Source organism: Sphingobium xanthum (assembly GCF_019737615.1).
In the GTDB taxonomy this organism is placed as follows: Bacteria; Pseudomonadota; Alphaproteobacteria; order Sphingomonadales; family Sphingomonadaceae; genus Sphingobium; species Sphingobium xanthum.
Genome location: NZ_JAHKKS010000003.1, coordinates 359,218 through 381,560 on the forward strand (window position 1 = coordinate 359,218; position 22,343 = coordinate 381,560).

The following is a 22,343-nucleotide window of genomic DNA, read 5'->3' on the forward strand; positions in this document are numbered from 1 at the left end:
TGCATCCCGCAAGCGCCTGCTGCGCGTGCGCGACGTCCAGCACACCCAGGCCGTGGGTGCGCTGATGCAAGCGCGCGACGAAGCAAACCAGATCGAGGACAATGCCCGCCGCATCGCGTCGGTGCGCGAAGAGCTGTTCAGCGGCGAGCAGGTCAAAAATGGCGCGCTTCTTGCTTCCAAGCGGGAACTGGCCGGTCGCCTCGAGCGTGCCGGACGGCAACTCGACGGCGCGCTCTATGACGCAAACCGCCGGATCGACCAGCGTGATGCCGAGCGCATCGTCGCCGATCGCGACCGCGAGATTGCCGAACGATTGAAGGACAAGGCCCATGCTGCCCGTGAGGCGCAGCGAGAGGCCCGTCTGGCGGCGCTCCCGAGCTACCGCCGGATGCAGAACAAGGAAAATGAACAATGATCGATTTCGCGAGTCTCGTCGGCAAGATCACGGGCAAGCTGCCCGGCCAGACCGATGGCAAGGCTGCTGCGACCGGCGAAACCGGCGTCGCGACGGGCGGCGCCTTCGCGGATCTCGTTCGCCTGGCGACGCAGATCGAGGCAAGCCGCGGTCCCGGCAATCTGCGCCTGGTCGTGGACAATGGCGCCATGCCGGAAGTGACGAGCGCTGCGCTCCAGGGTCTTAGCCTCAACCCAGACGGCGCGCTTGCGCCGGTCGCCACCGAGACGGCGCCGGTATTGGATGGTGAGAGCGAGGCGGAAAGCGCCGCACCGGAGACGCTCGCCGTGCCGGCACAGAACCCGTCCACGATCATCGCGCCACCGCTCTTCAGCGTCGCGCCCGCACCGATCGCGGCCACCCCGGTCACGACATCGCCCGTTGCGCCTGCGCCCATCGTGAATGCGCGTCTCGCTACCGCGTCCGTTGCGACCGTGCCGCTCGCGACCGCAACTTCCGCTCCAATTGTAGCCGTGCCCGGTGCGCCGCCGCCGGTTGCAACGCTGCCGGATGCGATGCGCTCGATGCCGATTGCGGTTGCCTCCGTCACGGTATCGCCCGGCGCCACCGCACCGGTCGCGACCCTGCCCGTCGCCGCCATGCCCGTGGCGACCGTCTCCCCCGTGGTCACGACACCTGTCGCCGCGGCGCCTCTCGCGACCCCATCTTCACCCGTTGCGACAGCGCCGGCCGCCACGCAGCCCGACGCGCTATCCTCCATGATGATCGCGACCATGCCACGTCCGGCAGTGCCTTCCACGCCGGTCGCCCCGACGCTGACGGATGCCCTCCCGACGAATGGTGCCGACACGGTTGCCGCGCCGGCCACCCCGGCCGAGCAAAAGACACCGGTCGTTACCCAGGCCACCCTCCCTTCGCCGATCGCGGCCAATCCCATCGGCAAGGTGACGGCCACGCCGGAAGAGGCGCTGAGGCTCGCCATGATCGCTTCGTCGCGCCCCACGCGGGTCGAGTCGCCGGCAGAAGACGCCGCGATTGCCCCCGCCCCACCGGCAGCCGAGGCACCCACCGGGCTCGAAGGCGCCCAGACCGTCGGAGAGATGACGTCGCAGGCCAAGCCCGGCATGCTGACGGCCGCCTTGCGCATGCTTGCCCCGCGTCCGCGCGCTTCGACCTCCGAAGCGATCGACGGCACAACCGCCAATATCGCGACCCCGGCGGCGACCTCGCGCGACGCAAACAGCGTGGAAGCGCTCTCTGCTTTGTCGCTGGGCGCGAGCGAGAAGCTGCAGACCACGGCGGCGAGCACATCTTCCCCCGTCGATGCTACGCAGGCGCTGAGCGCTCCGCTGCGCTCCATTGTTGAGGCGCTGCCGCCAGTCATCCAGTCCGAGCTTGGCGCACCTTCGGTGCGGGCCGCGGCCGGTCCTTCGACCGGCGAGGTGCTGGGCGATCAGGTCATCGACATGGGCGTCTCGGGCCAGTGGATCGATCGCATGGCCCGCGAGATCGCCGGTCTCGCCGATGGGACCGGGCATAGCCGCTTCACCCTTAACCCTCCGCATCTCGGCCGGCTGCAGATCGATCTGTGGCGCGAGGAGGGCGCAACCAGCATTCGCATGCTGACCGAGACGGACGAGGCCGCACAGCGCCTCCAGGAGGGCCGCACGGCACTCCAGGGCGATGCGCGCGTCGCGGCGCTCAGCTTCGCTTCGATCACGGTCGAGAAGGCCAGCGGCGCGTTCGACACGGCACCGCGCGACCAGGGTGGTCAGCGTCAGGGCAGCGATCTCTCCGGCCAGATGCAGCAGCAGCAGCAGCAGCCCGAGGGACAGGGACAGTCGCGCGCTAACAACGCGCGAGCAAATGGCAGCGATTGGGTCGGCCGAATCGCTGGAGACGAACCGAATCAGCAAGATGACGACTCGAGTCGCGCGCCCACGCGGGCTGCGAACGGGCGGGTCCGATTCGCGTAAAGGAGCAGATCGATGAGCGATGCACCGGATAAAGATGCGAAAAAGAAGGGGGGCGGCAAAAAAAAGCTGATCATGCTTGTCGGCGCGATCGTCCTGCTGGGCGGTGGCGGCGCGGCAGCGGGCTTTTATGCCGCCGGCTCGATGCACAAGGAGGAGGGTCCGCATGAGGATCCGAACAAGCCTAAGCTTGTGCTGAAGGGCGAAAATCCTGAGGAAATCGCAACGACCTGGGCCGCCAAGGCCAAGGAAGAAGGCGTCAGCGGCGAGGTCCCCAATCACGGCAAGGGGGTGGATCTTCCGCGCCCGAAAAACAGCGCGGCCTATCAGGCGACCTATTTTCAGATCCCGGCGCCGTTCACATCCAATCTGGCGGACAGCGACGCCTTCGCGCAGGTCTCGATCGCGGTCTCGACCTATTACGACAACCGCGTGATTCAGGCCGTTACGGCGCATGAATTGGCGATTCGTTCGTCCATATTGATGATGCTCGCGCAGGAGGACGAGCTGGCGCTCGGCACCCCTCAAGGCAAGGAAGCCCTGCAGGGAAAACTGCTCAAGATCATTAACGATACGCTGAAGGCAAAGACCGGCTACAGCGGGGTCGATAACGTTTATTTTACCAATTTCGTTATTCAATAGCGTCAAGCCGGACGGGGGTCCGGCGGGGACTGATGCTGATGAATGACGTGCAACCTTATGCCTTCGGGCAGCATGGCAACGCGCCTACCGCCGCCATTGGCGGCCTGGAGAAGCTGGGCGACCGGCTCGCCAAGCGACTGCGCGCGATCATCGAGCCCTATAGCGGCGGCCGACCGGTCGTAACCGCCAAGCCGCTCGACACCACGATGTTCATGATGTGGGATGCTTGCGTCCCCGCGTTCGTGAGCCTGTCGCTCTATCGGCTGCACCCGATCAAGGGGCTGGTGACGCTGCGCATCGATGCCGAGCTCGTCTCGCGGCTCGTCGACAGCTTCTACGGCGGCACCACCAGTCAGCGCGCGTCGGCCGAGCGCTACGAATTCACACCCACCGAAAACAGGCTGGCCATGCGCCTGGCAGAGAGCATCATGGCGGTGCTCGTCGATTGCTGGACCGACATCACGCCGGTCGAAGCGGTGTTGGTCAGTCGCGAGACGAACACCTCCCAGGCCGAGATCATGTCTGGCGAATGCGACGTGATCGTCCAGAGCTTCGAGATCGACCTGGGCGACCGCGACGCGCGCCTTGTCGAGATCGTCTATCCCCAGGAGGGTTTCGCCGGTCTGGAGATCAGCGGCAGCGCCACAAAGGGCGGCAACGAGGAACTGCGCCCGACCGATCCGGTCTGGCAGACGCGCCTCGGCAACTGTCTCGACGACGTCCGGTTTCCGGCCCGCACCGTGCTGGCGCGGCCCAACCTGAAGATTTCGGAGCTGGTGGCGCTGAAGCCCGGCGACGTGATCCCCATCAACATCGCGCGGCATCTCCCGCTGCTGATCGGCGACCGCGTGTTCGCGCACGGCTCGATCGGCGAGCAGGATGGCTGCGCGGCATTCATGATCGAAAAATTGGCCTGAGGGACGCACAGAAATGACTGACATGAGCGATACGCCCAAGCTCGATGGAGCCACCGAAGCCGATGCCGGCTTCGGCCGCAACATGCGGCTGCTGGCCGACATACCGGTCCGCATGTCCGTAGAGGTCGGCTCCACCCAGCTTCGCCTCGCCGAGATCATGAATCTTGGCGAGGGCAGTGTCGTCCAGCTCGATCGCCAGGCCGACGAACTGCTGGACATCATGGTCAACGGTACGCTGGTCGCGCGCGGCGAAGTCGTGACCGTGAATGGCCGCTATGGCATCCGCGTGGTCGAGATTGCCTCGGCCGAGGCGCGCCTCGCCGGCATCGAGCGCCGCGCATGAGCGCGCTTGGCTGGTACTTCCTGAAGCTTCTCGTCCTGCTGCCGATGGTCGGCGGCATGGCCTATGGCGCGCTGTGGCTGTGGCGCAAATATCAGCCCGGCATGCTCGGCGCCGGCCAGCGCGACCGCGCGGTCAAGCTGATCGATGTCCTGCCGATGGGCACACTCGGCAAGCTCGCCGTCGTCGAGTTCGGCGGCAAACAGCTGCTGCTCTCCGTTTCGCGCGGCAAGGTTGAGAAAGTCGCGGAGACCGATACGCGTCATGGCTAAGTCGCTGCGCTCCTTTCTGCTGCCGCTTGCGTTGGCGCTGAGCGCGCTCACGCCTGCTGCGCCTGTGCTTGCCCAGGCCGCGCCAGCCGCGCCGGCGACCGCCCCGGCTCCCGCACCACAGACGCCCGCAACCGGCACAGTGTCCCCGGGTGCCGAACTGGCGTCGGGCGGCCTCAGCCGTGCGCTGGACGACGTCTCCGGCGAGGGGCGCCCGCTCTCGCTGAGCTTGCAGATCCTGATCCTCATGAGCCTGCTGACGGTGCTGCCGTCGCTCGTCCTCATGATGACCAGCTTCACCCGCATCATCATCGTGCTGTCGTTGCTGCGCCAGGCGCTCGGCCTCGCGCAGACGCCGCCGAACCAGGTGCTCGTGGGCCTCGCGCTGTTCCTCTCCATGTTCGTGATGCGCCCGGCGATCGACCAGATCTCGACCACGGCCTACACGCCTTATGGCCAGGGCCAGATCAGCATCGAGGAAGCGATCAGCCGCACCGGCAAGGTGTTTCACGGCTTCATGGCCAAACAGACCCGCCAGAGCGACCTCGCGCTGTTTCAGGGCCTCGCCAATGCGCCGGCGTTCAATTCGCCAGACGACATTCCGTTCACGATCCTGCTTCCGGCGTTCGTGACCAGCGAGCTCAAGACGGCCTTCCAGATCGGCTTCATGATCTTCCTGCCGTTCCTCATCATCGACCTCGTCGTCGCCTCGACGCTGATGGCGCTCGGCATGATGATGCTCTCGCCGACGATCATCTCGATGCCGTTCAAGCTGCTGCTGTTCGTCCTCGTCGATGGCTGGGCCCTCACCATGGGCAGCCTCGCCGGCTCCTTCGCCACCTGACGGAGCCCGACGGACCATGGACAACAGCGATTTCTTCATCGGCATCGCGCAGCAGGCGCTCTGGGTCTCCGCCCTCGCGACGGCGCCGATATTGTTGCCTGCTTTGATTTGCGGCGTCATCATCGGTATGATCCAGGCTGCTACCTCGATCAACGAGCAGACGCTCTCGTTCGTGCCCAAGCTGATCGTGGTCGGCGCGACGCTGATCCTGTTCGGCAGCTCGATCCTCATGCTGGTCGCCGACTTCACGCGCGAGATCTTCGAGCGGATCCCGGACCTTCTCTCATGATCGCTCCGGGCTTCGCCGGCGTCGAGGCGCAGCTCTGGATCTGGCTGCTCGCCATGATCCGCCCGGGCGCCGCCTTCATCGCCGCGCCCATCTTCGGCGCTGCCTCGGTGCCGCTGCAGCTGCGCATCATCCTCAGCCTCGCCATCGGCATCGCGGCGATGAACAGCGTGCCCTTCACAATGCCGCAAGATGGCCTCGCCAGCGTGGCCGGCATTGCCCTCATCATGGCCGAAGTCGTCGCCGGGCTTGCCCTCGGCTTCGCGCTCCAGATCGGCTATGCCGCCGCCTTCATCGCGGGCGAGACGATCGCCAACGCCATGGGCCTGGGTTTCTCCACGATGGTCGATCCGCTGACCGGCAACCCGACGCCCGTCGTCGGCCAGTTCCTCTCGGTCATATCGACCTTCATGCTGCTCGCCATGGACGGACACCTGCTGCTGATCCAGTTCATCGTCGCGAGCTACCGGGCGCTGCCGCCCGGCGAGCTGATGCCCGCCGGCGCCTTCGAGGCGATCGCGCGCTTCGGCGGCACGATGTTCGCCTCGGGCGTCATCATCGCGCTGCCGGTCGCCTTCACGCTCATCCTCGTCCAGCTCGTCATGGGCATGCTGGCGCGCACCGCGCCCGCGCTCAACCTCTTCTCGGTGGGCATGCCCGCCACGTTGCTCGCCGGACTCGTCCTGCTCGCGATCGGCGCGCCGGTCATGGGCGAGGCGATCAGCGAGACGCTGCGCCAGAGCCTCGACCTCGTCCGGATACTGGCGGGGAGCTGAGCCATGGCGGAGGCAGCCGGTGGCGGCGAAAAGACAGAAAAACCGACAGCCAAGCGGCTGTCGGAAGCCACCAAGAAAGGTGACATCCTTCAGTCGCGTGAACTCTCCACCGCCCTGGTCGTCATGGCGGGCGTGGCCTGGCTCGCCGTGGCAGGCCCGGAGCTGGTCGACGCCACGCGGCAGATGCTGGCCGACGGCCTGCGCTTCGACAGCAAGGACATCGCCTCCTTCGCACCGGCCCAGCGCGCGGCCCAGCTCATCTCGGTCGTCATGATGCCGCTCGCCGGCGTGCTGATGGTGACGCTCGCCGCCGCCATCGCCGCGCCCGCGATGCTCGGATCGCTCGGCTTCCGGCCCAACGCCTTCTCGCTCAAGCCGAACAAGATGAACCCGATCACCGGGTTCAAGCGCATCATCGGCCCGCAGGGGCTCATCGAACTCGTCAAGTCCATCGTCAAGATCGTGATGATCGGCTCGCTCGGCCTCTATCTGCTCTGGGAGCGGATGGGCGCGATCCGGAACATGGCCAAGCTCGGGATCGAGCCGGCGATCAACGAGATGGGCTCGATGTTCATCCTCGTCGCGCTGGCCCTCGCCGGATCGCTGTTCGTCGTCGCGGGCCTCGACGTGCCGGCCCAGATCTACCAACGCACCAAGCGGCTCAACATGAGCAAGCACGAGGTCAAGGAAGAGCACAAGGAAACCGAAGGTTCACCCGAGGCCAAGGCAGCAATCCGCCGCAAGCAATATGAAGTGCTGAACGGATCGGTGCGCAAGGCGGTCGAGGAAGCCTCGGTCATCCTGACCAACCCGACCCACTTCTCGGTGGCGCTGCGCTATCATCCCGGCCGCGATGCCGCGCCTGTCGTGCTGGCGCGCGGCGTGGATGAAGTCGCCGCCGCGATCCGCGCCTTCGCCAACGACAAGGGCGTGCCGGTCCTGCAATATCCGGAGCTCACCCGCGCCATCTACTTCACCTCGCGCGCGGGGCAGGAAATCGACGAGCGCCTGTTCAGGGCCGTCGCGACTGTCCTCGCCTTCGTCTTCCGTGTCGAGAACCGGATGGCGAGCGAAATGGACCGCCCGCATATCGACCTGCCCGGCGAGATGCGCTTCGACTCGGACGGCAGGAAGATGGACAGCAATTAAGACGCGCAAACACCGGAACGTCAGCGACCCGAAAGTTGCACGAGGTCTCTCAGGCCACGCTTCGCCGCCGTGACGACCCGCCGAGCCTTGGCCTTGAACGGTTCCGGCGGCCGGTATGGGATGCGCGCAAGCTCTGGCGTGCGCCGGGCGACGATCGCGGCGTGAATGGCATTGCGATGTCGCAGGCCGGGTTGGACATCCAGCATCGCCTGATAAACCGACCGGTGATTCATCGGCACGATGCTCGCCAGCGCTCGCTGTCCTCCCGCTGACTGCGGCCCGGCCCAGCAACCGAGACGCTGCTCGATATAGGCCGCGTCGAACACACGCCGGTGGCTGGACCGAGAGAACGGCGCGAGCCACGCATTCGCCGCGGCGACTGCGTCCTCGAATGGCGTGATGTTCAGCACCTGTAGCAGCGCTTCGCCGGTCAGCGGACGTTGCTCATTATAGCCATAGCCATAATAACAGCGGCCCACCTCGCCCGCAAAGCCGACCAGGCTGGCTTTTCCGTCAAGATGCGTCCACGCGCTTCTCGATGTGCGGGATGCCGATCCGGCCACGCTATACCCCGTCTTCTCCCGCCAATCGGCCCGCTCCGCAGGCGTGGCATCGGTCCGTTGGACGATGAGATGCTCGATCCCCATCGTGCCGGCGATCTTCGCGGCCGATTGCGCATCCCACGATCCCGCACCGCCGCCGGTTGTGTAGCAAAGCAGCCGGTCCCGCTGAGCGAGCGCGCAGGATAGCAGCATGCGCGAGTCATAGCCGCCGGTTAACGGCAGGACGAGCGGCCAGCGCGCGGCGGCCGCGTCGATCGTGCGGGAGACGGTGCTGGCGATGATCTCGATATTCTCGTCGAAGGAGCGGGTCTCGACTTCCTCCGGAACGGACCAATGCCGGTGCGCGGACCAAGTCTTCAGGTCGAGATAATGGTTGGGGAGGAGGCGCCGGACATCTTTTTTGGCGGTGAGGCCGAAGGGCAGCCACTCGCATCGTTCAACTGTTTGCTTGCGATCCTCGTCATAGGGCAGCGCCCCGATCAAGCCCGGACCCGAAGCGCCGATCCTGTGGGCCGATGAATAGACGAATGGCAGAACCCCCCCCGGGTCGAGATACACACGGATCTCGTCGAACAGGTTCACGATGGCAATGAAGCGCCCGGCAAAGGCATAAATATAATCCTCGAAGTTCTCGGCAGTCATGGGCAAATCATTGTTTTCTATATCAAGTATCTGCCCGAGGATTTTGACGTGAACGGAATTGGAATGACAAGAAATCAGGTCAATATCTTCATTATATTGAAGAAATAATTCGTGACCTATGTCAACTGTCCTGAAATTATCTTGGACAGGCGCCGATGAGGCAGAGATAATATACTGTCCCAGCATAATCCCTCTCCATTCAACGATTTTGCATTTTGCAAATAGATACCATTGCCTGCTTTGGCAGTCCAGCAAGAAGCCTGTCCACAACGCGCCGGATATTGGCACGACCGCCGTCGACTCGACTCCGGCGACTCACCCGTCACGACGGCAAAAGATCGTGAATTAAAGGTTCATCGGTTTCGTCCGTATCTTGGTTACGGGGACACATTAGAAATGGTGTGTCATGAACGACTTTCTGCCCCGGACGGGTCCGGTGGCTCCGGTGCCGAACGCGACTGAACGCAGTCCCGTGGTACGTGTCCTCCCGATCGAGGACACGGCGTCCAGCAGCACCGAAGCGGACAAGGCCCATCAGCCGAGCGTGACCCCGCGGTCCGCCGGAGCGGCTGACTACGCCAAGCTGAAGGCCGACATCGCCGATGTGCTCGCGCGTATCGAGCCGACGGCCAACAAGGTCGATGAAAAGGTCAGTTCGGCCGAGCGCAGCCTCATGGCGCTGATGCCCAATCCCGTCGTCATCCTGCCGCTGCCGCCGGCCGATCCACAGATGGTCGCCTTCGTCGCGCAGGTCGCGCAGTCGGTCGCCGCGCGGGTCGCGCAGGCGCGGGCGGCGCAGGCCAATCCATCGCCCCTGATGATCGAGGCTGCCGCCGCCTGAACGGCAGCGAACGGCCGGCGCCGGAATCGAATCTTTTTTGGGCGGGCCACCTAAAGGTTCCGCGCGTGCCGCCGTTCTGAGCCTTGAAGGGACGACGCATCATGGCAATCGATATTGCATCTACTCTGGGGGTTGGATCGGGTATCAACACGGCTCAGCTCGTGGCGGATCTGACCAGCGCCAGCTTCGACCCGCGCGAAAACGCGGTGGGCACGCGGATGACGACGGCGAATGCGCGCATTTCCGCGCTTGCCTCGGCCAAGAGCTCGCTCGACACCTTCTCCAACGCGCTGACCGAGCTGCTCAAGAGCAGCAGCTACAACGGCCAGCCCGTCTCCAACGATGCCTCCATCGCAACGGTCAGCCTGATTGCGGGCGGCATCCCCAAGGGCCTGCCGGCCCAGCTCGAAGTGCGTCAGCTCGCTGCCGCCCAGGTGCTGCAGTCGTCGACTCTGACGAGCGCCACGGCCGTCGCCGGCACGGGCGACCTCACGCTGACCGTCGGCTCGACGGTCAAGACGATCTCGCTGACGGCTGGCGCGACACTCGCCGACCTCGCCACCAAGATCAACGCCTCCGGCGCCGGCGTCACCGCCACGGTCGTCACCGACCAGTCCGGCGCGCGGCTCGTCCTCAAGGGCGAGAGCGGCGTGGACAAGGCGTTCACGCTGACTGCGGAGCCCAATGCAGACACCGACCTGCAGCGCTTCACCTGGGACGGCTCGGCCGGATCGATGACGCGCAGCCAGACGGCCGCCAATGCCAAGATCCGTCTCGACAATGTCGATATGGAATTCGCCTCGAACGAAATCACGACCGCGATCCCCTATGTGCGCATCGACCTCAACAAGGCGGCGATCGGCACGACGGTCACGCTGGCGACCGACCAGCCGACGAGCAGCATGAGCGATCTCGTCCAGGAGTTCGTCGCGGCGTACAACAATCTGAAGAGGGCCCTGAACACCTCGATGGGCACGAGTGGCAGCGCCGGCCTGCTCTCCTCCGACACCGGCGCCCGCGAAATGTCGCGCCGCCTGGCGACACTCGCCACGATGCAGCTCTCGGACACCGGCACCTACAAGACGCTGAGCGACCTGGGCGTTCGCACCGAGCGCGACGGCACGCTGACCCTCAACACCAAGACGCTGAACGCGGCGCTCGCGGCCGATCCGGAAGGCGTCACCCAGCTGCTGAACCCGACCGTATCGAGCACGACGAAGCCGGGCCTCGGCGGCGCGCTCAAGGGGATCACCGACTATCTGAACGGCACCAGCGGCCCGCTCGCCAGTTCCAAGGCGGTCTATGACAAGCTGAAGACCAGCCTGCAGGACCAGCTCGACAAGCTGACCGACGATCGCGCCGACTATTCAGCCCGCCTGACCAAGACCTATTCGGCCATGCAGACGCAGCTGCTGCGCCTCAAGAGCACGCAATCCTATCTCGATCAGCAGATCTCCGCCTGGAACGGCGGCGACTGATGACGAGGGCCTGAGCGGCCAGAATACAATCTTTTCGGACCAGAGAGATAAGGAAGAACGGCAATGTACATGGGTCAGCAATCGATCAAGGCGGCAAAGCGCTATGCGGCGATCGACACTGGCAGCCGCGTGGAAGGCGCGACGCCCCACCAGCTCGTGCGTATTCTCTATGACGAGCTGCTGCTCTGCCTGGACACGGCCCTCGTCGCGCTCAAGACCGGCGACCGTCACAAGTGGCTTGACCGCCAGACCCGTGCGCTGACCATCCTCCACGCGCTGGAGACCAGCCTCGACTTCGACCGTGGCGGTGATGTCGCCACGAGCCTCGCCACCGTCTATCGCGAAGTGCGCCGCCGCATGCTGACCGCCACCACCGTCAGCGACCCCGCGCCGATGGAAGCGGCCCGCGGCTTCATCGCCGATATCGCCGCCGCCTGGACGGAGATCGGCTGAGTTCAGCAACCCAGGTTCAGCACGGCGGTCCCCAACGTCCCCGGGGACCGCCAACCCTGGTTCAGCACCGGCGGCTCCCCAACGTCCCCAAGAGAGTCGCCAAACCCAAGATTGTATCGACATTCCGCTCTTTCAGGGCATCGCGCCGATACAATCCTGTTCAGCACCGGCGGCCCCCCAACGTCCCCGGGGGGCCGCCACCCCTTTTCCCGCTTGGCGGGGGTGCGCCCGGGCGATAGGCATCGCCCATGAGCGCCCCAACCCAAACGCCCGCGATCCCCACCGCTCTCGACCCGAGCTGGCGCGACGCGCTCGGCGACGAGTTCGTCGCGCCTTACATGAGCCAGCTCAGGCAGTATCTGGTGGAGCGCAAGGCGGCCGGCGCCCGCATCTTCCCGCGCGGCAACGACTGGTTCAACGCGCTGGCGCTGACGCCGCTGCCCGCCGTGCGCGCCGTCATCCTCGGACAGGATCCCTATCACGGACCCGGCCAGGCGCATGGCCTCTGCTTCTCGGTACTGCCGGGCGTGCCGCCGCCGCCCAGTCTCGTCAACATCTTCAAGGAATTGCGCGAGGACATCGGCTTCACGCCGCCCGGTCACGGCTATCTGGCGCATTGGGCGCAGCAGGGCGTGCTGCTGCTCAACAGCGTGCTGACGGTCGAACAGGGTCAGGCCGGCGCGCATGCCGGCAAGGGCTGGGAGCGCTTCACCGACGCGGTGATCGCGCGCGTGGCGGCGCAGGAGGCGCCGGTCGCCTTCCTGCTCTGGGGCGCCTATGCGCAGAAAAAGGCCGGCTTCGTACAGGATGCGGCGCAGGGCGGTCGGCATCTGGTGCTGCGCTCGCCGCATCCCTCGCCGCTCTCGGCCTATAACGGCTTCTTCGGCTGCCGGCATTTCTCGCGGGCCAATGCCTTTCTGGAAGCGCAGGGTCGCGGGACGATCGACTGGGCTTTGCCGAATGATCCCGGGATTTAGGGCGGGTCCAGCGTTTTAGGGTCGTCGCGCTTCCCACTTGCTCGCAGTTGCGGCAAGTGTCGGAAAGCCCCTGATTCGGATGGACCCTCCTCATGGCTTCCGGCCTTGCCGCCCTTCTCGACGACGTTGCCGCCATCGCGCGGCTGGCCGCCGCCTCGCTCGACGATGTCTCCGCCGCCGCCGGCAAGGCGAGCATGAAGGCGGCGGGCGTGGTGGTCGACGATACCGCCGTCACGCCGACCTATGTCACCGGCTTCTCGCCCGAGCGCGAATTGCCGATGATCTGGCGCATCGCGCTCGGATCGCTCCGCAACAAGCTGCTCATCCTGCTGCCTGCGGCGCTGCTGCTGAGCGCGTTCCTGCCAGTTGCGATCACGCCGCTGCTGATGATCGGCGGCGCGTTCCTCTGCTTCGAGGGGGCGGAGAAGATCCTGGAGCTGTTCCATGCCGCCACTGACGGCGAAGGCGACGCCATGGAGGAAGGCGACCCCGCCCATCTGGAGCAGGAGAAAGTCTCCGGCGCGATCCGCACAGACCTCATCCTCTCGGCCGAGATCATGGCGATTGCGCTGGCCGATGTCTCGGACCGTCCGTTGGTGACGCAAGCGGCCGTGCTGGTCGTCGTGGGCCTGCTGGTGACGGTCGGCGTCTATGGGATGGTCGCGCTGATCGTGAAGCTCGACGATATCGGCCTGCATCTGGCGCGAAAGCCCTCGGCCGCCTTGCAGCATCTGGGTCGCGGAATGGTGAAGGCGATGCCGATGATCCTCGGCTTCCTGGAAACGATCGGCATGGGGGCGATGCTCTGGGTGGGTGGCGGCATCATCATCCACGGGCTGGAAGGCACGCCGCTCGAGGCGCTGCCGCATCTGGTCCACGGCGCGAGCGAGGTGTTCGGCCATGCGGCTCTGCTGGTCTGGGCGATCGGCGCCTTGCTTTCGGCGATCTTCGGCTTCCTCGTCGGTCTCGTGATCGTGGGGATCGTCCATGCGGTCGCCAGAGCGCGCGGCAAGCCGGCTCACTAGGGCGGATCGACAGTCCGCTCAGCGCGGCGCAGCTGCCGCGTCGGCTTTCGCGTCCCGGCACTGATAGACCAGACGCTCGTTGGGCTGTGCGGGCAAGATCGCCCGGATCTCCGACTGCACGCGGGTCAGTTCGGCAAGGCGCTCGGGATCGGCCGTGCAGCCGGACCATGTCACGCGATCCCGCGCCGCGCGAGCGGTGGCGGCCAGTTCGGCATCGACCAGATAATTGTCGGTGCGATAGCGGCCGATCACCGGATCGAAATGCCGCACCGAGATGGTCGGCTCGCGAGACGGCACGAGGACACGCGTCCAGGCGCCTGCCGCCTGTTGCACGAACTGGGTCTGTCCGTTGAGACAGCCTTCGGCGGTCCAGCTGAACGGAACATCGGCTGTCTCGGACATCGTCACACGACTGAGCGACGTGTCGATCCGGCAAAGCTTGTCGCCCGCGCCATCCGGCACCGCCGCTTCCGCTGCACTGTTGCCGGCGCCGTTGTCGGCAACCTCTTCGCCGTCGCCGAAGCCGGGCCGCAGCGCGAACGCGATCACCGCACCGAGCAGCAGCACGCCCGCCAGCGCTCCCAGCTTGCGGGCACGCCCGCTATCGCCCTTGTTCTGTCCGAGCAGAGCCGCGCCGCCCGCCACGGCCGCGGCTGCCAGGAGCAGCGCGGCCAGCGCCATCATGTTCTCGCGTTTCGCAATGACCTGCTGCTGCGCTTCCTCGCGCGCATCGAGCGCCTTTTCGCGTTGCGCGATCGCCGCATCGCCGGCGCGGCGCTCGGCTTCCGCACGCGCGCGCTCATCGGCGGCCTGTTGCGCCGCCTCTATCTCCGCCATGGAACGACACGGCTCGCTCGATCGGCGCACCTGCACGCCGGCCTGCCGCAGGAAGCTGGCGATCTCCCGATTGGAGACGGCGAAGCCATATTCGGCGTCGCTGCCTTCGGACAAGGAACCGAAGCTGTTCACGCCGATCACCCGGCCGCAATCATCGACCAGCGGCCCGCCGCTATTGCCAGAGGCGAGCGGCGCCGTGTGCAGCACCGTGTCGAACTGCTTGGAGGCGCGCCCGGCCGAGACCGTGCCGGACGTGCGCACCGCCGTCATCGGCTTGATGATGTCCTCGATGCTCATGCCCTGCGCCCGATCGACCGAGCCGGGATAGCCGATCGCCGTGACGCGCTCGCCGTCGCCGGGCGCACCGCCGAAGAAGGTCGCGACCGGCAGCTCGGCATTGTCGACCGCGATCAGCGCAAGATCATTGCCCGGCGAATAGGCGATGACACGGCCGCCATAGCTCTTCGTGCCCTCGGCGGGGATGACGCCGATGACGATATTCGGCTCGCTGCGTGTCAGCTCGACAACATGGGCATTGGTGAGCACGCGGCCCGGCGCGATGACGACGCCGCTGCCATGGCCGACAAAATAGGCATTCTCGCCGTCCGTCGCGGCCAGCGCGATACGCACCACGCTGCGCGAGGCAGCGGCGATATCCTGCCCGTCCGCATGGGCCGGCGCCGCGATCAGGGACGTGACCGCGAGCAGGAGAAGGGTTGAGAAGCGGGCGAACAGCCGGAGACGGCACTGAATCATGGCACGCTTCTTAGCGGCCCCGGCAGCGTCCCGACAGGGGGATTCGCAGCGGGCTCGCTTTGAGCGCAAGCCACGGGAAGCGGCGCGGCGGCTGCCGGGGCATAAGCGCCTCATCGCAACAGCATGGCGAGAGCAATCATGACCTACCGCATTTCCGGCCTTCCCCTCGCGCCTTTCGCGGCGTTGTTCGATCTCGATGACGAAACCCTGGCGACGATGCGGGCGAAGCGCGTCGTCGCCGGCGCGGATCGCGGCTGGCCCTGCCGGGTGAGCCTTGTCGATGCGCGGGAAGGCGAGACGCTGATGCTCGTCCATCATGTCAGCCATGACGTCGCCACGCCGTATCGATCGGCTTACGCCATCTATGTGCGCGCCGACGCGGAGCCGACCGGCCCGTTCGTCGATTGCACGCCGCCGGTGTTCGAGGGCCGTCCGCTCGCCCTGCGCGGCTTCGATGCCGACGGCATGCTGCGCGACGCCAAGCTCGCCGCGCCCGGCGAGGCCGATCCGGCCATCCGCGCGCTGTTCGCCCGCGACGACGTCACCTATATACATGCCCATAATGCCGCGCACGGCTGCTTCGCCGCGCGGATCGACAGGAACTGATCATGGCCACTGCCTTTTCCGATCCCCAGCTCAGCGAAGATGCGGCCTATGCCGCCTTCGAGGCTCGCGACCGGACGATGGACGGCCGTTTCGTCGTCGCGGTGAAGACCACGCGCATCTACTGCCGCCCGAGTTGCCCGGCCCGGAGGCCCCGGCGCGAGAATGTCGAGCTGCTGCCCGATACCGCCTCGGCGCGCGATGCCGGCTATCGCCCCTGCCTGCGCTGCAAGCCGGACGAGATCAGCCGTGACCGCGCGGCGATCGCCAAGGCCGTGGCGCTGATCGAGCAGGGCGAGAGCATCCCGGCCCTGGCCGAGCTCGCCGAGGCGGTCGGCTATGCCCCGCACCATTTCCAGCGCCTGTTCACGCGCGATCTCGGCGTCTCGCCGGCGGCCTATGCGCGCGCGCTTCGTGCGAGGCGCCTGGGCGACGCGCTCGAAGGCGATGGACGGATCACCGACGCGATCTATGACGCCGGCTATGAAGCGCCGAGCCGGGCCTATGCGGATGCCGCAGCCCATCTCGGAATGAGCCCCTCGGCATGGCGCAAGGGCGGCGAAGGCACGGCGATCCGCTTCGCGGTCGCACAGAGCTCGCTCGGGCCGCTGCTCGTCGCCGCGACGGACAAGGGCCTCTGCCGTATCGCCTTCGACGAGGACGAGGCTGCGCTGCGTGAGCGCTTTCCCAAGGCGACGATCAACAGCGGCGACGAGGACTTCGCCGCACTGGTGACCGATGTGGTCGCGCTAGTCGACGACCCCGCCCGCGCGATCGACTTGCCGATCGATGTCGCGGGCACCGCATTTCAGCAAGCCGTCTGGGCCGCGCTGCGGGCAATCCCGGCCGGCGAGACCCGGAGCTATCAGGATATTGCGCGCGCCGTCGGCAAGCCGGGTGCGGTCCGCGCTGCTGGAACGGCGTGCGGCGACAACAATCTGGCCGTTCTGATCCCCTGCCACCGCGTTTTGCGCAGCGATGGGAGTCTGGGCGGCTATGCCTATGGTTTGGCCCGGAAAAAGGCGCTTTTGAGCCGCGAATCGGAGGTTTCCGGGAACGTCAACTGATCGCTCCAGAGAAACGAACCGCCGAAATCAGACCTTTTCGGGGAAACCGTCCGTCCGAGTCGCGGATTTCCCGGTGGCTATGACGAAACAAATCACCCTCTCCCGCCCCGCGCTGACGGCGATTGCCGCCGTCCTGGTGCTTGGTTCAACCCCTGCCATCGCGCAGCTTGCCGATCCGGCTGCTGCACCCCCGGTTGCCGCCGATCCGGCGCCGGTTGCGCCCGCTGCTCCGGCAACGGTCGCGCCGCCGGCAATCCCGCTTCCGAGCGTAGCGCCGCCGGTGTCCGCGCCGAGCCCGGCTCCGACCATCGTGGCCGCGCCGACGCTGCCCGATGTGCCGGCCGCCAGCGAGCCTGCGCCGGTGCGCAGCGCCGAGCGGACGGAGCGCGCCACGCCGCAGCGTGAGGCCCGTGCCGCGCCTGTCGAGCGCCAGCCGCGAGTCGCCGCGCAGGCTCCTGCCGCAGCGCCGATCGTGACGCCGGCTCCGAGCGAGAGCGTCGCATCGACGTCCAGCCTGCCGACGATCACGCCTTCCGAGACGATGCCTGTCGAAGCGGCACCGGTCGAGGCTGCTCCGGCCAGCGCCCAGAGCAGTGATAACAGCGTCTATTGGGTCCTCGGCGGCGGCGGCGCCCTGCTGATACTCGGTGCTGCCGCGTTCGCGATGTTGCGTCGCCGCGACAGTCGCGAGAATGCTTATGATGCAGAGCTCGTTCGTGCCCCGGCCCCGGTTGTCGCTCGTGAAGAGGTGATTGCCGATCCGATCATCGCGCCCGTGGTCGCCACGCCGCGCGTCGCCGATCCGGAACCGGCCGTTGCCGAGCCTGTCGCCGTGACGCCTGCCGCCTGGGCAACGCCCACGGTGAAGACGGCGCCTGCTGGCGAGCGCTTCAGCAATCTCGAAGCGATGGTCGCCGAGGAGCCGTCCGCTGAGAACCCGTTCCTGACGCGCCGCAAGCGTCTGCGTCGCGCCGAGTTCCTGATGCATCATGGTCATGCGCCGGAAGGGCCGGCCATGGTTGCCGAGACCGTTCCAGTAGCCGCCGCCGTGGCTGCGCGCACGTCGGAACAGCGATCCGCGGTGTACGATTTCGGAAACAGGAAGCCCGTATCGTTCCGTCCGCAAGGATGGAAGCCCGCCACGACCTGAGAGTTCACCATATAACAAGAACGACCCGCCCCGTCGCGGTCGCAGCAGTCGCCCGGCACCAACCCCCTCCCACCCGCCGGGCGGCTGCAACTTTTCCGAAGGGGCAGCCTCAGACGAAGCTGTAGGGATCGACGTCCACGCCAACGCGCGTACTGGCTTTCCAGTCTATGCTGGAAAGCCAGTTACGCATGATGGCCTGAAGATCGACGGCGCGGCGGGCATGCACGAGCAGCCGCCAGCGGTGCCGACCGCGCAGGACCGCCAGTGGTGCCTCGGCGGGCCCATAGACATCCAGCCCCTCCTGATGTGGCGCGGCCTTGCCGATCCGGCGGGCCGTCTCCTGCGCCAGCGCCGCATCGGTATCGCTCACGATGATCGCGGCGAAGCGGCCGAAAGGCGGCGCATTGGCGGCGCGGCGGCTCGCCGTTTCCGCCGCATAGAAAGCCGCCTCGTCGCCGTTCAGCAAGGCCTGCATGACCGGCACGCCCGGCGCGCGCGTCTGAATGAAGACGCGGCCGGGCTTTTCCCCGCGCCCCGCCCGCCCGGAAACCTGCGTGATCTGCTGGAAGGTCCGCTCGGCCGCGCGCAGATCGCCGCCATCGAGCCCGAGATCGGCATCGATCACACCGACCAGGGTCAGCTCGGGGAAATGATAGCCCTTGGTGACGAGTTGCGTGCCGATGATGATATCGACCGCGCCGCCCGCCACGTCCCGCACGAAGGCGGCGGCTCGCGCGGGTGACCAGAGCGTGTCCGACGTGACGATGGCCGTCCGCGCCTCGGGAAAGAGCGCTTTCACCTCGTCGGCAATGCGCTCAACGCCCGGCCCGCAGGCGACGAGCGCATCGGGCTCCTTGCATTCCGGGCAGGCATCGGGCGTTGCGACGGCGTGGCCGCAATGATGGCAGGCGAGGCGCCGCGTCAGCCGATGCTCGACCATCCAGGCCGAGCAATTGGGGCATTGGAAGCGGTAGCCGCAATGCCGGCAGAGTGTCAGCGGCGCATAGCCGCGCCGGTTGAGGAACAGCAGCGACTGCTCGCTCCGCTCCAGCGTCTCGCGCATCGCGGCGACAAGCGGCGGCGCCAGCCAGCGGCCGCGATCCGGCGGGTCCTGTGTCAGGTCGATGCCGACGATCTCCGGCAACTCGGCGCCGCCATAGCGGGCGGGCAGCTTGATCTCCTCGTAGCGGCCAAGCTCGACCTGATGGCGCGTCTCGATGGCGGGCGTGGCCGAGGCGAGCACGACCGGGATTTCCTCCATGAGCCCGCGCATCACCGCGACATCGCGGGCATGATAGCGCACGCCCTCTTCCTGCTTGAAACTGGTCTCGTGCGCTTCGTCGACGACGATCAGGCCGAGCTTCGCATAAGGCAGGAAAAGCGCCGAGCGCGCACCCACCACGACCCGCGCCTCGCCGCGCGAGATTGCGCGCCAGGCCCGGCGCCGGTCGGACTGTTTGAGGCCCGAATGCCAGGCGACCGGCACATGGCCGAAGCGCGCGGCGAAGCGATCGAGGAACGGCTCGGTCAGCGCGATCTCGGGCAGCAGCACGAGCACTTGCGAGCCCTGTTTCAGCGCCTGCGCGATGGCCTCGAAATAGACTTCGGTCTTGCCCGATCCGGTGACGCCATCGAGCAGCACGGCCTGAAAGCCACGCTGCGCGACGAGCGCGACGAGCCGATCGGCCGCAGCCTGTTGCTCGTCGCTGAGGTCCACCTGCGCATGGTCGGGATCGGGCTCCGGGAAAGGCAGGTCGGTCGAGACCTCGACGGCTTCCAGCACGCCCTGCTTCACAAGGCCGCGAATCACGGCATCGGTCACGCCGCCGATCGCCGCCAGCTCGCGCACCAGCCCCTGCCGCTCGCCGATCCGCTCCAGCGCCTGCAAGCGTTGTGGCGTCATGCGCTCGGGAAGGACGCCGCTCTGGCGATACTCGATGACGGTCTTGCCACCCTCGAGCGCGGACATGGAGGCCAGCGCCATGCGCAGCACGGCCGCGTGCGGCGCGAGATAATAGTCCGCCGTCCATTCGATCAGCCGCCGCAATGACGCAGGCAAAGGCGGCGCATCCAGCATGCCCATGAGCGGGCGCAGGCGATTGTCGCCCACGCTCGGCACATCGGGGAAGCTCTCCTCGTCCCACACGACGCCGACCATCGGACGCGGCCCGAGCGGCGCCACGACGATCTGACCCGGCTCGATCGTCATGCCCTGCGGCACGCGATAATCGAGCGGCCCGAGGGCAGCGTTCAAAAGGATGAGCCGGGCGCGGGTCATGGACGGCACTTAGTGATTGCGACGGGCAGTTGGAATCCCCCTGCGTGTTCTGCTTCCGCTTTCGCACGATCGGATGCGGGTCTAGGAAGGGCTGCCATCAACGCAAGGGAGAGACAGATGCGCGAACTCGTCATGGACACCGCGATCGCCCGCCGCGCCATCGTCTCGGCGGGAATCGCCCTGCCGCTGCTCCTGCTCCCCGGCTGCACCCAATCCGGTCTCAGCCTAACCGAGGCCGTGCGCCGGCTGCTCAGCCTCAGCTCGCAGCGGGCCATGGCTCAGCTCATGGCGCCGGGCGGCTTCTACGACAGCCAGATCGCCCGCATCGCGCCGCCGGACCGCTTTGATGCGCCGGGCGGACGCGTGCTGACCGCCATCCTCACCTCCGCCATCGTGCGCGACCGGCTCACCCGGCAGGTCAATCGCGCGGCCGAGCGCGGCGCGGAGCGGGCGGCACCCATTCTCGCTGATGCCATTCGCAACATGCCGGTGAGCGATGCCGTCGGCATCCTGCGTGGCGGCGGCAGCGCGGCGACGAACCTGCTGCGCGCCTCGATGGGCAATGCGCTGGTCGGCGCGGTGCTGCCCGGCGTCGACGAGGGCCTGCGCCTGTTCGACAACGAGATCGTGACCATCGCGCTGCAGGCCTGGACCGGGATCGACTTCAGCGGCCTGCGCGACGACGTCACCCGCAAGACCGCCGACGCCATCTACGGCGCCATCGCGCGGGAGGAAGCGGCGATCCGCGCCAATCCACGCGAGACCAACGATGCGCTGCTGATCGGCGCGCTCACGCTTGCGGGCGGCTAGAGCGGCGGGCCGATTCCCTCGGACGGATCAGAGACTCGTTCCCACCAGCCTGCCTATGCCGGCCGTCAAGGCCATGGCGAGCGCACCCCAGAAGACGACGCGCGCGACCGGTTTCCAGGGTCGGGTACCACCGGCAATGGCACCGACCGCGCCCAGAAGGGCGAGGAACAGGATCGATCCGACCACTTCCCCGACAACGATCAGGGCCATTGGCAACAGTGCCGCAAGCAGCAGCGGCAAGGCCGCGCCCGCGGTGAACGTCGCGGCCGAGGTCAGCGCCGCGAGCACGGGGCGGGCGGTCGTTAGCTCGGTGATGTGCAATTCGTCGCGGGCATGAGCGCCGAGCGCATCGAACGCCATCATCTGTTCGGCGACGGCCCGCGCCGTATCAGGATCGACGCCGCGACTTTCATAGATCGCCGCCAGCTCCGCATGTTCGGCCTCCGGCGCGCTGGCGAGTTCCCTGCGCTCGCGGCTGATGTCGGACTGCTCGGTGTCCGCTTGCGAGCTGACCGAGACATATTCGCCTGCGGCCATCGACATGGCGCCGGCAACGAGACCCGCCACGCCCGCGATCAGGATGGCCGGACGTTCGGCGCCGGCCGCCGCGACGCCGAGCAGCAAGCTCGCGGTGGAAACGATCCCGTCGTTCGCTCCCAGAACGACGGCCCGCAGTCAGCCGATGCGGGAGACAAGATGTTGCTCGCGATGCGGTCTCATGATTTGCTCTCCGTGGGCAGGGCCGGCACCGCCGTCGGCATCGGCCTGTCCATCAGTTCATCGATGAAGGTCGCGACGAGCGCGGTATGCGATGTCACGCCCGCCTTGGCGTAAATGCGCGCAAGCTGCGCGCGCACTGTCCCCGCAGCCGCGCCGCGCAGCGCCGCAATCTCGGAAATGTCGCAGCCCTTGAGGGCGAACAAGGCCACATCGGCCTCTGCCGCTGTCAGCTGCCATTGCACGAATCGGAGCTGGATCAGATCGCCCAGCGCGCCTTTCGCCACGGCGACCGCCGCCTCGTCGCGCCGTGCCATAGCCAGCAGCGCGCGGATCTGGAGCGCGCCCATCACCACCGCGATCAGCAAGGCGACCGCCGCGAGCCCCTCGATCGCGAGGTGCGTGCCCCAGCCTTCGGCCGCCACATCGCCCGCGAGATCGACCAGAAAGAACATCGCCGCCAGGGCCTGAAGCGTCACCACGACCGTGGTCGCGGCGGCTCTTCGGTCGAGTCTGCGCGCTCTTGAGATCATAG

The 22,343-nt window shown here is 66.9% G+C and carries 24 protein-coding genes; 19 read left to right on the forward strand and 5 right to left on the reverse strand.

Features of this window, described 5'->3' with window-relative positions; translation table 11 throughout:
- The first annotated feature begins 25 nt into the window (after positions 1–25).
- The 10 genes from KM135_RS07600 to KM135_RS07645 are packed head-to-tail and all read left to right on the forward strand — an operon-like array spanning position 26 to position 7,611.
- Positions 26–415: a hypothetical protein gene (locus tag KM135_RS07600; protein ID WP_343228161.1), complete on the forward strand. Its 390-nt coding sequence runs from the start codon at positions 26–28 to the stop codon at positions 413–415.
- Positions 412–2,391: a flagellar hook-length control protein FliK gene (locus KM135_RS07605; RefSeq protein ID WP_221713384.1), complete on the forward strand. Its 1,980-nt coding sequence runs from the start codon at positions 412–414 to the stop codon at positions 2,389–2,391. Before KM135_RS07600 ends, KM135_RS07605 begins: the two co-directional genes overlap by 4 nt.
- A gap of 12 nt (positions 2,392–2,403) precedes the next feature.
- Positions 2,404–3,030: a flagellar basal body-associated FliL family protein gene (locus tag KM135_RS07610; RefSeq protein ID WP_221713385.1), complete on the forward strand. Its 627-nt coding sequence runs from the start codon at positions 2,404–2,406 to the stop codon at positions 3,028–3,030.
- Positions 3,031–3,062: 32 nt separating this feature from the next.
- Positions 3,063–3,947, forward strand: coding sequence for a flagellar motor switch protein FliM (locus KM135_RS07615; protein WP_221713386.1), 885 nt, complete (start codon positions 3,063–3,065; stop codon positions 3,945–3,947).
- A gap of 13 nt (positions 3,948–3,960) precedes the next feature.
- A complete protein-coding gene (gene fliN, locus KM135_RS07620) occupies positions 3,961–4,290 on the forward strand; it encodes a flagellar motor switch protein FliN (RefSeq protein WP_221713387.1) in 330 nt (109 codons plus the stop codon).
- Positions 4,287–4,559 (forward strand): flagellar biosynthetic protein FliO, encoded by a 273-nt coding sequence (locus KM135_RS07625; protein ID WP_221713388.1) that lies wholly within the window; start codon positions 4,287–4,289, stop codon positions 4,557–4,559. Before fliN ends, KM135_RS07625 begins: the two co-directional genes overlap by 4 nt.
- Entirely contained in the window at positions 4,552–5,400 is an 849-nt protein-coding gene (gene fliP, locus KM135_RS07630; RefSeq protein WP_221713389.1) for a flagellar type III secretion system pore protein FliP, read from the forward strand. The genes KM135_RS07625 and fliP overlap by 8 nt, the downstream gene beginning before the upstream one ends.
- Before the next feature lie 16 nt (positions 5,401–5,416).
- Positions 5,417–5,689: a flagellar biosynthesis protein FliQ gene (gene fliQ / locus KM135_RS07635; protein ID WP_221713390.1), complete on the forward strand. Its 273-nt coding sequence runs from the start codon at positions 5,417–5,419 to the stop codon at positions 5,687–5,689.
- Positions 5,686–6,462 (forward strand): flagellar biosynthetic protein FliR, encoded by a 777-nt coding sequence (fliR, locus tag KM135_RS07640; protein ID WP_221713391.1) that lies wholly within the window; start codon positions 5,686–5,688, stop codon positions 6,460–6,462. The genes fliQ and fliR overlap by 4 nt, the downstream gene beginning before the upstream one ends.
- Before the next feature lie 3 nt (positions 6,463–6,465).
- Positions 6,466–7,611 (forward strand): EscU/YscU/HrcU family type III secretion system export apparatus switch protein, encoded by a 1,146-nt coding sequence (locus tag KM135_RS07645; RefSeq protein ID WP_221713392.1) that lies wholly within the window; start codon positions 6,466–6,468, stop codon positions 7,609–7,611.
- Positions 7,612–7,631: 20 nt separating this feature from the next.
- On the opposite strand, the gene KM135_RS07650 is transcribed toward KM135_RS07645, so the two are convergent.
- Complete coding sequence (locus KM135_RS07650; RefSeq protein WP_221713393.1) at positions 7,632–9,002, reverse strand: hypothetical protein; 1,371 nt, start codon at positions 9,000–9,002, stop codon at positions 7,632–7,634.
- Positions 9,003–9,288: 286 nt separating this feature from the next.
- Between KM135_RS07650 and KM135_RS07655 the strand changes: the two genes are divergently transcribed.
- The 5 genes from KM135_RS07655 to KM135_RS07675 all read left to right on the forward strand — a co-directional run bounded on the left by KM135_RS07655 (position 9,289) and on the right by KM135_RS07675 (position 13,590).
- A complete protein-coding gene (locus KM135_RS07655; RefSeq protein ID WP_221713394.1) occupies positions 9,289–9,657 on the forward strand; it encodes a hypothetical protein in 369 nt (122 codons plus the stop codon).
- A 101-nt stretch (positions 9,658–9,758) separates the two neighbouring features.
- Entirely contained in the window at positions 9,759–11,135 is a 1,377-nt protein-coding gene (gene fliD / locus KM135_RS07660) for a flagellar filament capping protein FliD (protein ID WP_221713395.1), read from the forward strand.
- A 63-nt stretch (positions 11,136–11,198) separates the two neighbouring features.
- On the forward strand, positions 11,199–11,588 hold the full coding sequence (locus tag KM135_RS07665) for a flagellar export chaperone FliS (protein WP_221713396.1): 390 nt from the start codon (positions 11,199–11,201) through the stop codon (positions 11,586–11,588).
- Positions 11,589–11,836: 248 nt separating this feature from the next.
- Positions 11,837–12,565, forward strand: coding sequence for a uracil-DNA glycosylase (gene ung / locus KM135_RS07670; RefSeq protein WP_221713397.1), 729 nt, complete (start codon positions 11,837–11,839; stop codon positions 12,563–12,565).
- 92 nt (positions 12,566–12,657) lie between these two features.
- On the forward strand, positions 12,658–13,590 hold the full coding sequence (locus KM135_RS07675) for a DUF808 domain-containing protein (protein WP_221713398.1): 933 nt from the start codon (positions 12,658–12,660) through the stop codon (positions 13,588–13,590).
- An 18-nt stretch (positions 13,591–13,608) separates the two neighbouring features.
- Here the strand turns inward: KM135_RS07675 and KM135_RS07680 are convergent, their stop codons facing one another.
- Positions 13,609–15,183, reverse strand: coding sequence for a S1C family serine protease (locus KM135_RS07680; protein ID WP_221713399.1), 1,575 nt, complete (start codon positions 15,181–15,183; stop codon positions 13,609–13,611).
- Between the two features lie 138 nt (positions 15,184–15,321).
- Between KM135_RS07680 and KM135_RS07685 the strand changes: the two genes are divergently transcribed.
- The 3 genes from KM135_RS07685 to KM135_RS07695 all read left to right on the forward strand — a co-directional run bounded on the left by KM135_RS07685 (position 15,322) and on the right by KM135_RS07695 (position 18,003).
- Positions 15,322–15,789 (forward strand): DUF1203 domain-containing protein, encoded by a 468-nt coding sequence (locus KM135_RS07685; protein ID WP_221713400.1) that lies wholly within the window; start codon positions 15,322–15,324, stop codon positions 15,787–15,789.
- Positions 15,790–15,791: 2 nt separating this feature from the next.
- On the forward strand, positions 15,792–16,853 hold the full coding sequence (gene ada / locus KM135_RS07690; RefSeq protein ID WP_221713401.1) for a bifunctional DNA-binding transcriptional regulator/O6-methylguanine-DNA methyltransferase Ada: 1,062 nt from the start codon (positions 15,792–15,794) through the stop codon (positions 16,851–16,853).
- 79 nt (positions 16,854–16,932) lie between these two features.
- On the forward strand, positions 16,933–18,003 hold the full coding sequence (locus KM135_RS07695; RefSeq protein WP_221713402.1) for a hypothetical protein: 1,071 nt from the start codon (positions 16,933–16,935) through the stop codon (positions 18,001–18,003).
- A 109-nt stretch (positions 18,004–18,112) separates the two neighbouring features.
- Here the strand turns inward: KM135_RS07695 and KM135_RS07700 are convergent, their stop codons facing one another.
- On the reverse strand, positions 18,113–20,281 hold the full coding sequence (locus tag KM135_RS07700; RefSeq protein WP_221713403.1) for a primosomal protein N': 2,169 nt from the start codon (positions 20,279–20,281) through the stop codon (positions 18,113–18,115).
- Between the two features lie 117 nt (positions 20,282–20,398).
- Here KM135_RS07700 and KM135_RS07705 point away from each other — a divergent pair, with 117 nt between their 5' ends.
- Positions 20,399–21,091: a DUF4197 domain-containing protein gene (locus KM135_RS07705; RefSeq protein WP_221713404.1), complete on the forward strand. Its 693-nt coding sequence runs from the start codon at positions 20,399–20,401 to the stop codon at positions 21,089–21,091.
- Between the two features lie 27 nt (positions 21,092–21,118).
- On the opposite strand, the gene KM135_RS07710 is transcribed toward KM135_RS07705, so the two are convergent.
- Positions 21,119–21,766, reverse strand: coding sequence for a VIT1/CCC1 transporter family protein (locus tag KM135_RS07710; RefSeq protein WP_246605845.1), 648 nt, complete (start codon positions 21,764–21,766; stop codon positions 21,119–21,121).
- Positions 21,767–21,807: 41 nt separating this feature from the next.
- Positions 21,808–22,341, reverse strand: a complete 534-nt coding sequence (locus KM135_RS07715; RefSeq protein ID WP_221713405.1) for a helix-turn-helix transcriptional regulator — start codon at positions 22,339–22,341, stop codon at positions 21,808–21,810.
- Positions 22,342–22,343 lie beyond the last annotated feature (2 nt).

Coding starts and splice junctions, on each gene's coding strand:
- KM135_RS07680 (WP_221713399.1), bottom strand. CDS start 15,183: ATGATTCAGTGCCGTCTCCGGCTGTTCGCCCGCTTCTCAACCCTTCTC.
- fliN (WP_221713387.1), top strand. CDS start 3,961: ATGACTGACATGAGCGATACGCCCAAGCTCGATGGAGCCACCGAAGCC.
- KM135_RS07715 (WP_221713405.1), bottom strand. CDS start 22,341: ATGATCTCAAGAGCGCGCAGACTCGACCGAAGAGCCGCCGCGACCACG.
- fliD (WP_221713395.1), top strand. CDS start 9,759: ATGGCAATCGATATTGCATCTACTCTGGGGGTTGGATCGGGTATCAAC.
- KM135_RS07645 (WP_221713392.1), top strand. CDS start 6,466: ATGGCGGAGGCAGCCGGTGGCGGCGAAAAGACAGAAAAACCGACAGCC.
- KM135_RS07665 (WP_221713396.1), top strand. CDS start 11,199: ATGTACATGGGTCAGCAATCGATCAAGGCGGCAAAGCGCTATGCGGCG.
- KM135_RS07605 (WP_221713384.1), top strand. CDS start 412: ATGATCGATTTCGCGAGTCTCGTCGGCAAGATCACGGGCAAGCTGCCC.
- ung (WP_221713397.1), top strand. CDS start 11,837: ATGAGCGCCCCAACCCAAACGCCCGCGATCCCCACCGCTCTCGACCCG.
- fliP (WP_221713389.1), top strand. CDS start 4,552: ATGGCTAAGTCGCTGCGCTCCTTTCTGCTGCCGCTTGCGTTGGCGCTG.
- KM135_RS07650 (WP_221713393.1), bottom strand. CDS start 9,002: ATGCTGGGACAGTATATTATCTCTGCCTCATCGGCGCCTGTCCAAGAT.
- KM135_RS07685 (WP_221713400.1), top strand. CDS start 15,322: ATGACCTACCGCATTTCCGGCCTTCCCCTCGCGCCTTTCGCGGCGTTG.
- fliQ (WP_221713390.1), top strand. CDS start 5,417: ATGGACAACAGCGATTTCTTCATCGGCATCGCGCAGCAGGCGCTCTGG.
- KM135_RS07705 (WP_221713404.1), top strand. CDS start 20,399: ATGCGCGAACTCGTCATGGACACCGCGATCGCCCGCCGCGCCATCGTC.
- ada (WP_221713401.1), top strand. CDS start 15,792: ATGGCCACTGCCTTTTCCGATCCCCAGCTCAGCGAAGATGCGGCCTAT.
- KM135_RS07695 (WP_221713402.1), top strand. CDS start 16,933: ATGACGAAACAAATCACCCTCTCCCGCCCCGCGCTGACGGCGATTGCC.
- fliR (WP_221713391.1), top strand. CDS start 5,686: ATGATCGCTCCGGGCTTCGCCGGCGTCGAGGCGCAGCTCTGGATCTGG.
- KM135_RS07610 (WP_221713385.1), top strand. CDS start 2,404: ATGAGCGATGCACCGGATAAAGATGCGAAAAAGAAGGGGGGCGGCAAA.
- KM135_RS07700 (WP_221713403.1), bottom strand. CDS start 20,281: ATGACCCGCGCCCGGCTCATCCTTTTGAACGCTGCCCTCGGGCCGCTC.
- KM135_RS07615 (WP_221713386.1), top strand. CDS start 3,063: ATGCTGATGAATGACGTGCAACCTTATGCCTTCGGGCAGCATGGCAAC.
- KM135_RS07625 (WP_221713388.1), top strand. CDS start 4,287: ATGAGCGCGCTTGGCTGGTACTTCCTGAAGCTTCTCGTCCTGCTGCCG.
- KM135_RS07675 (WP_221713398.1), top strand. CDS start 12,658: ATGGCTTCCGGCCTTGCCGCCCTTCTCGACGACGTTGCCGCCATCGCG.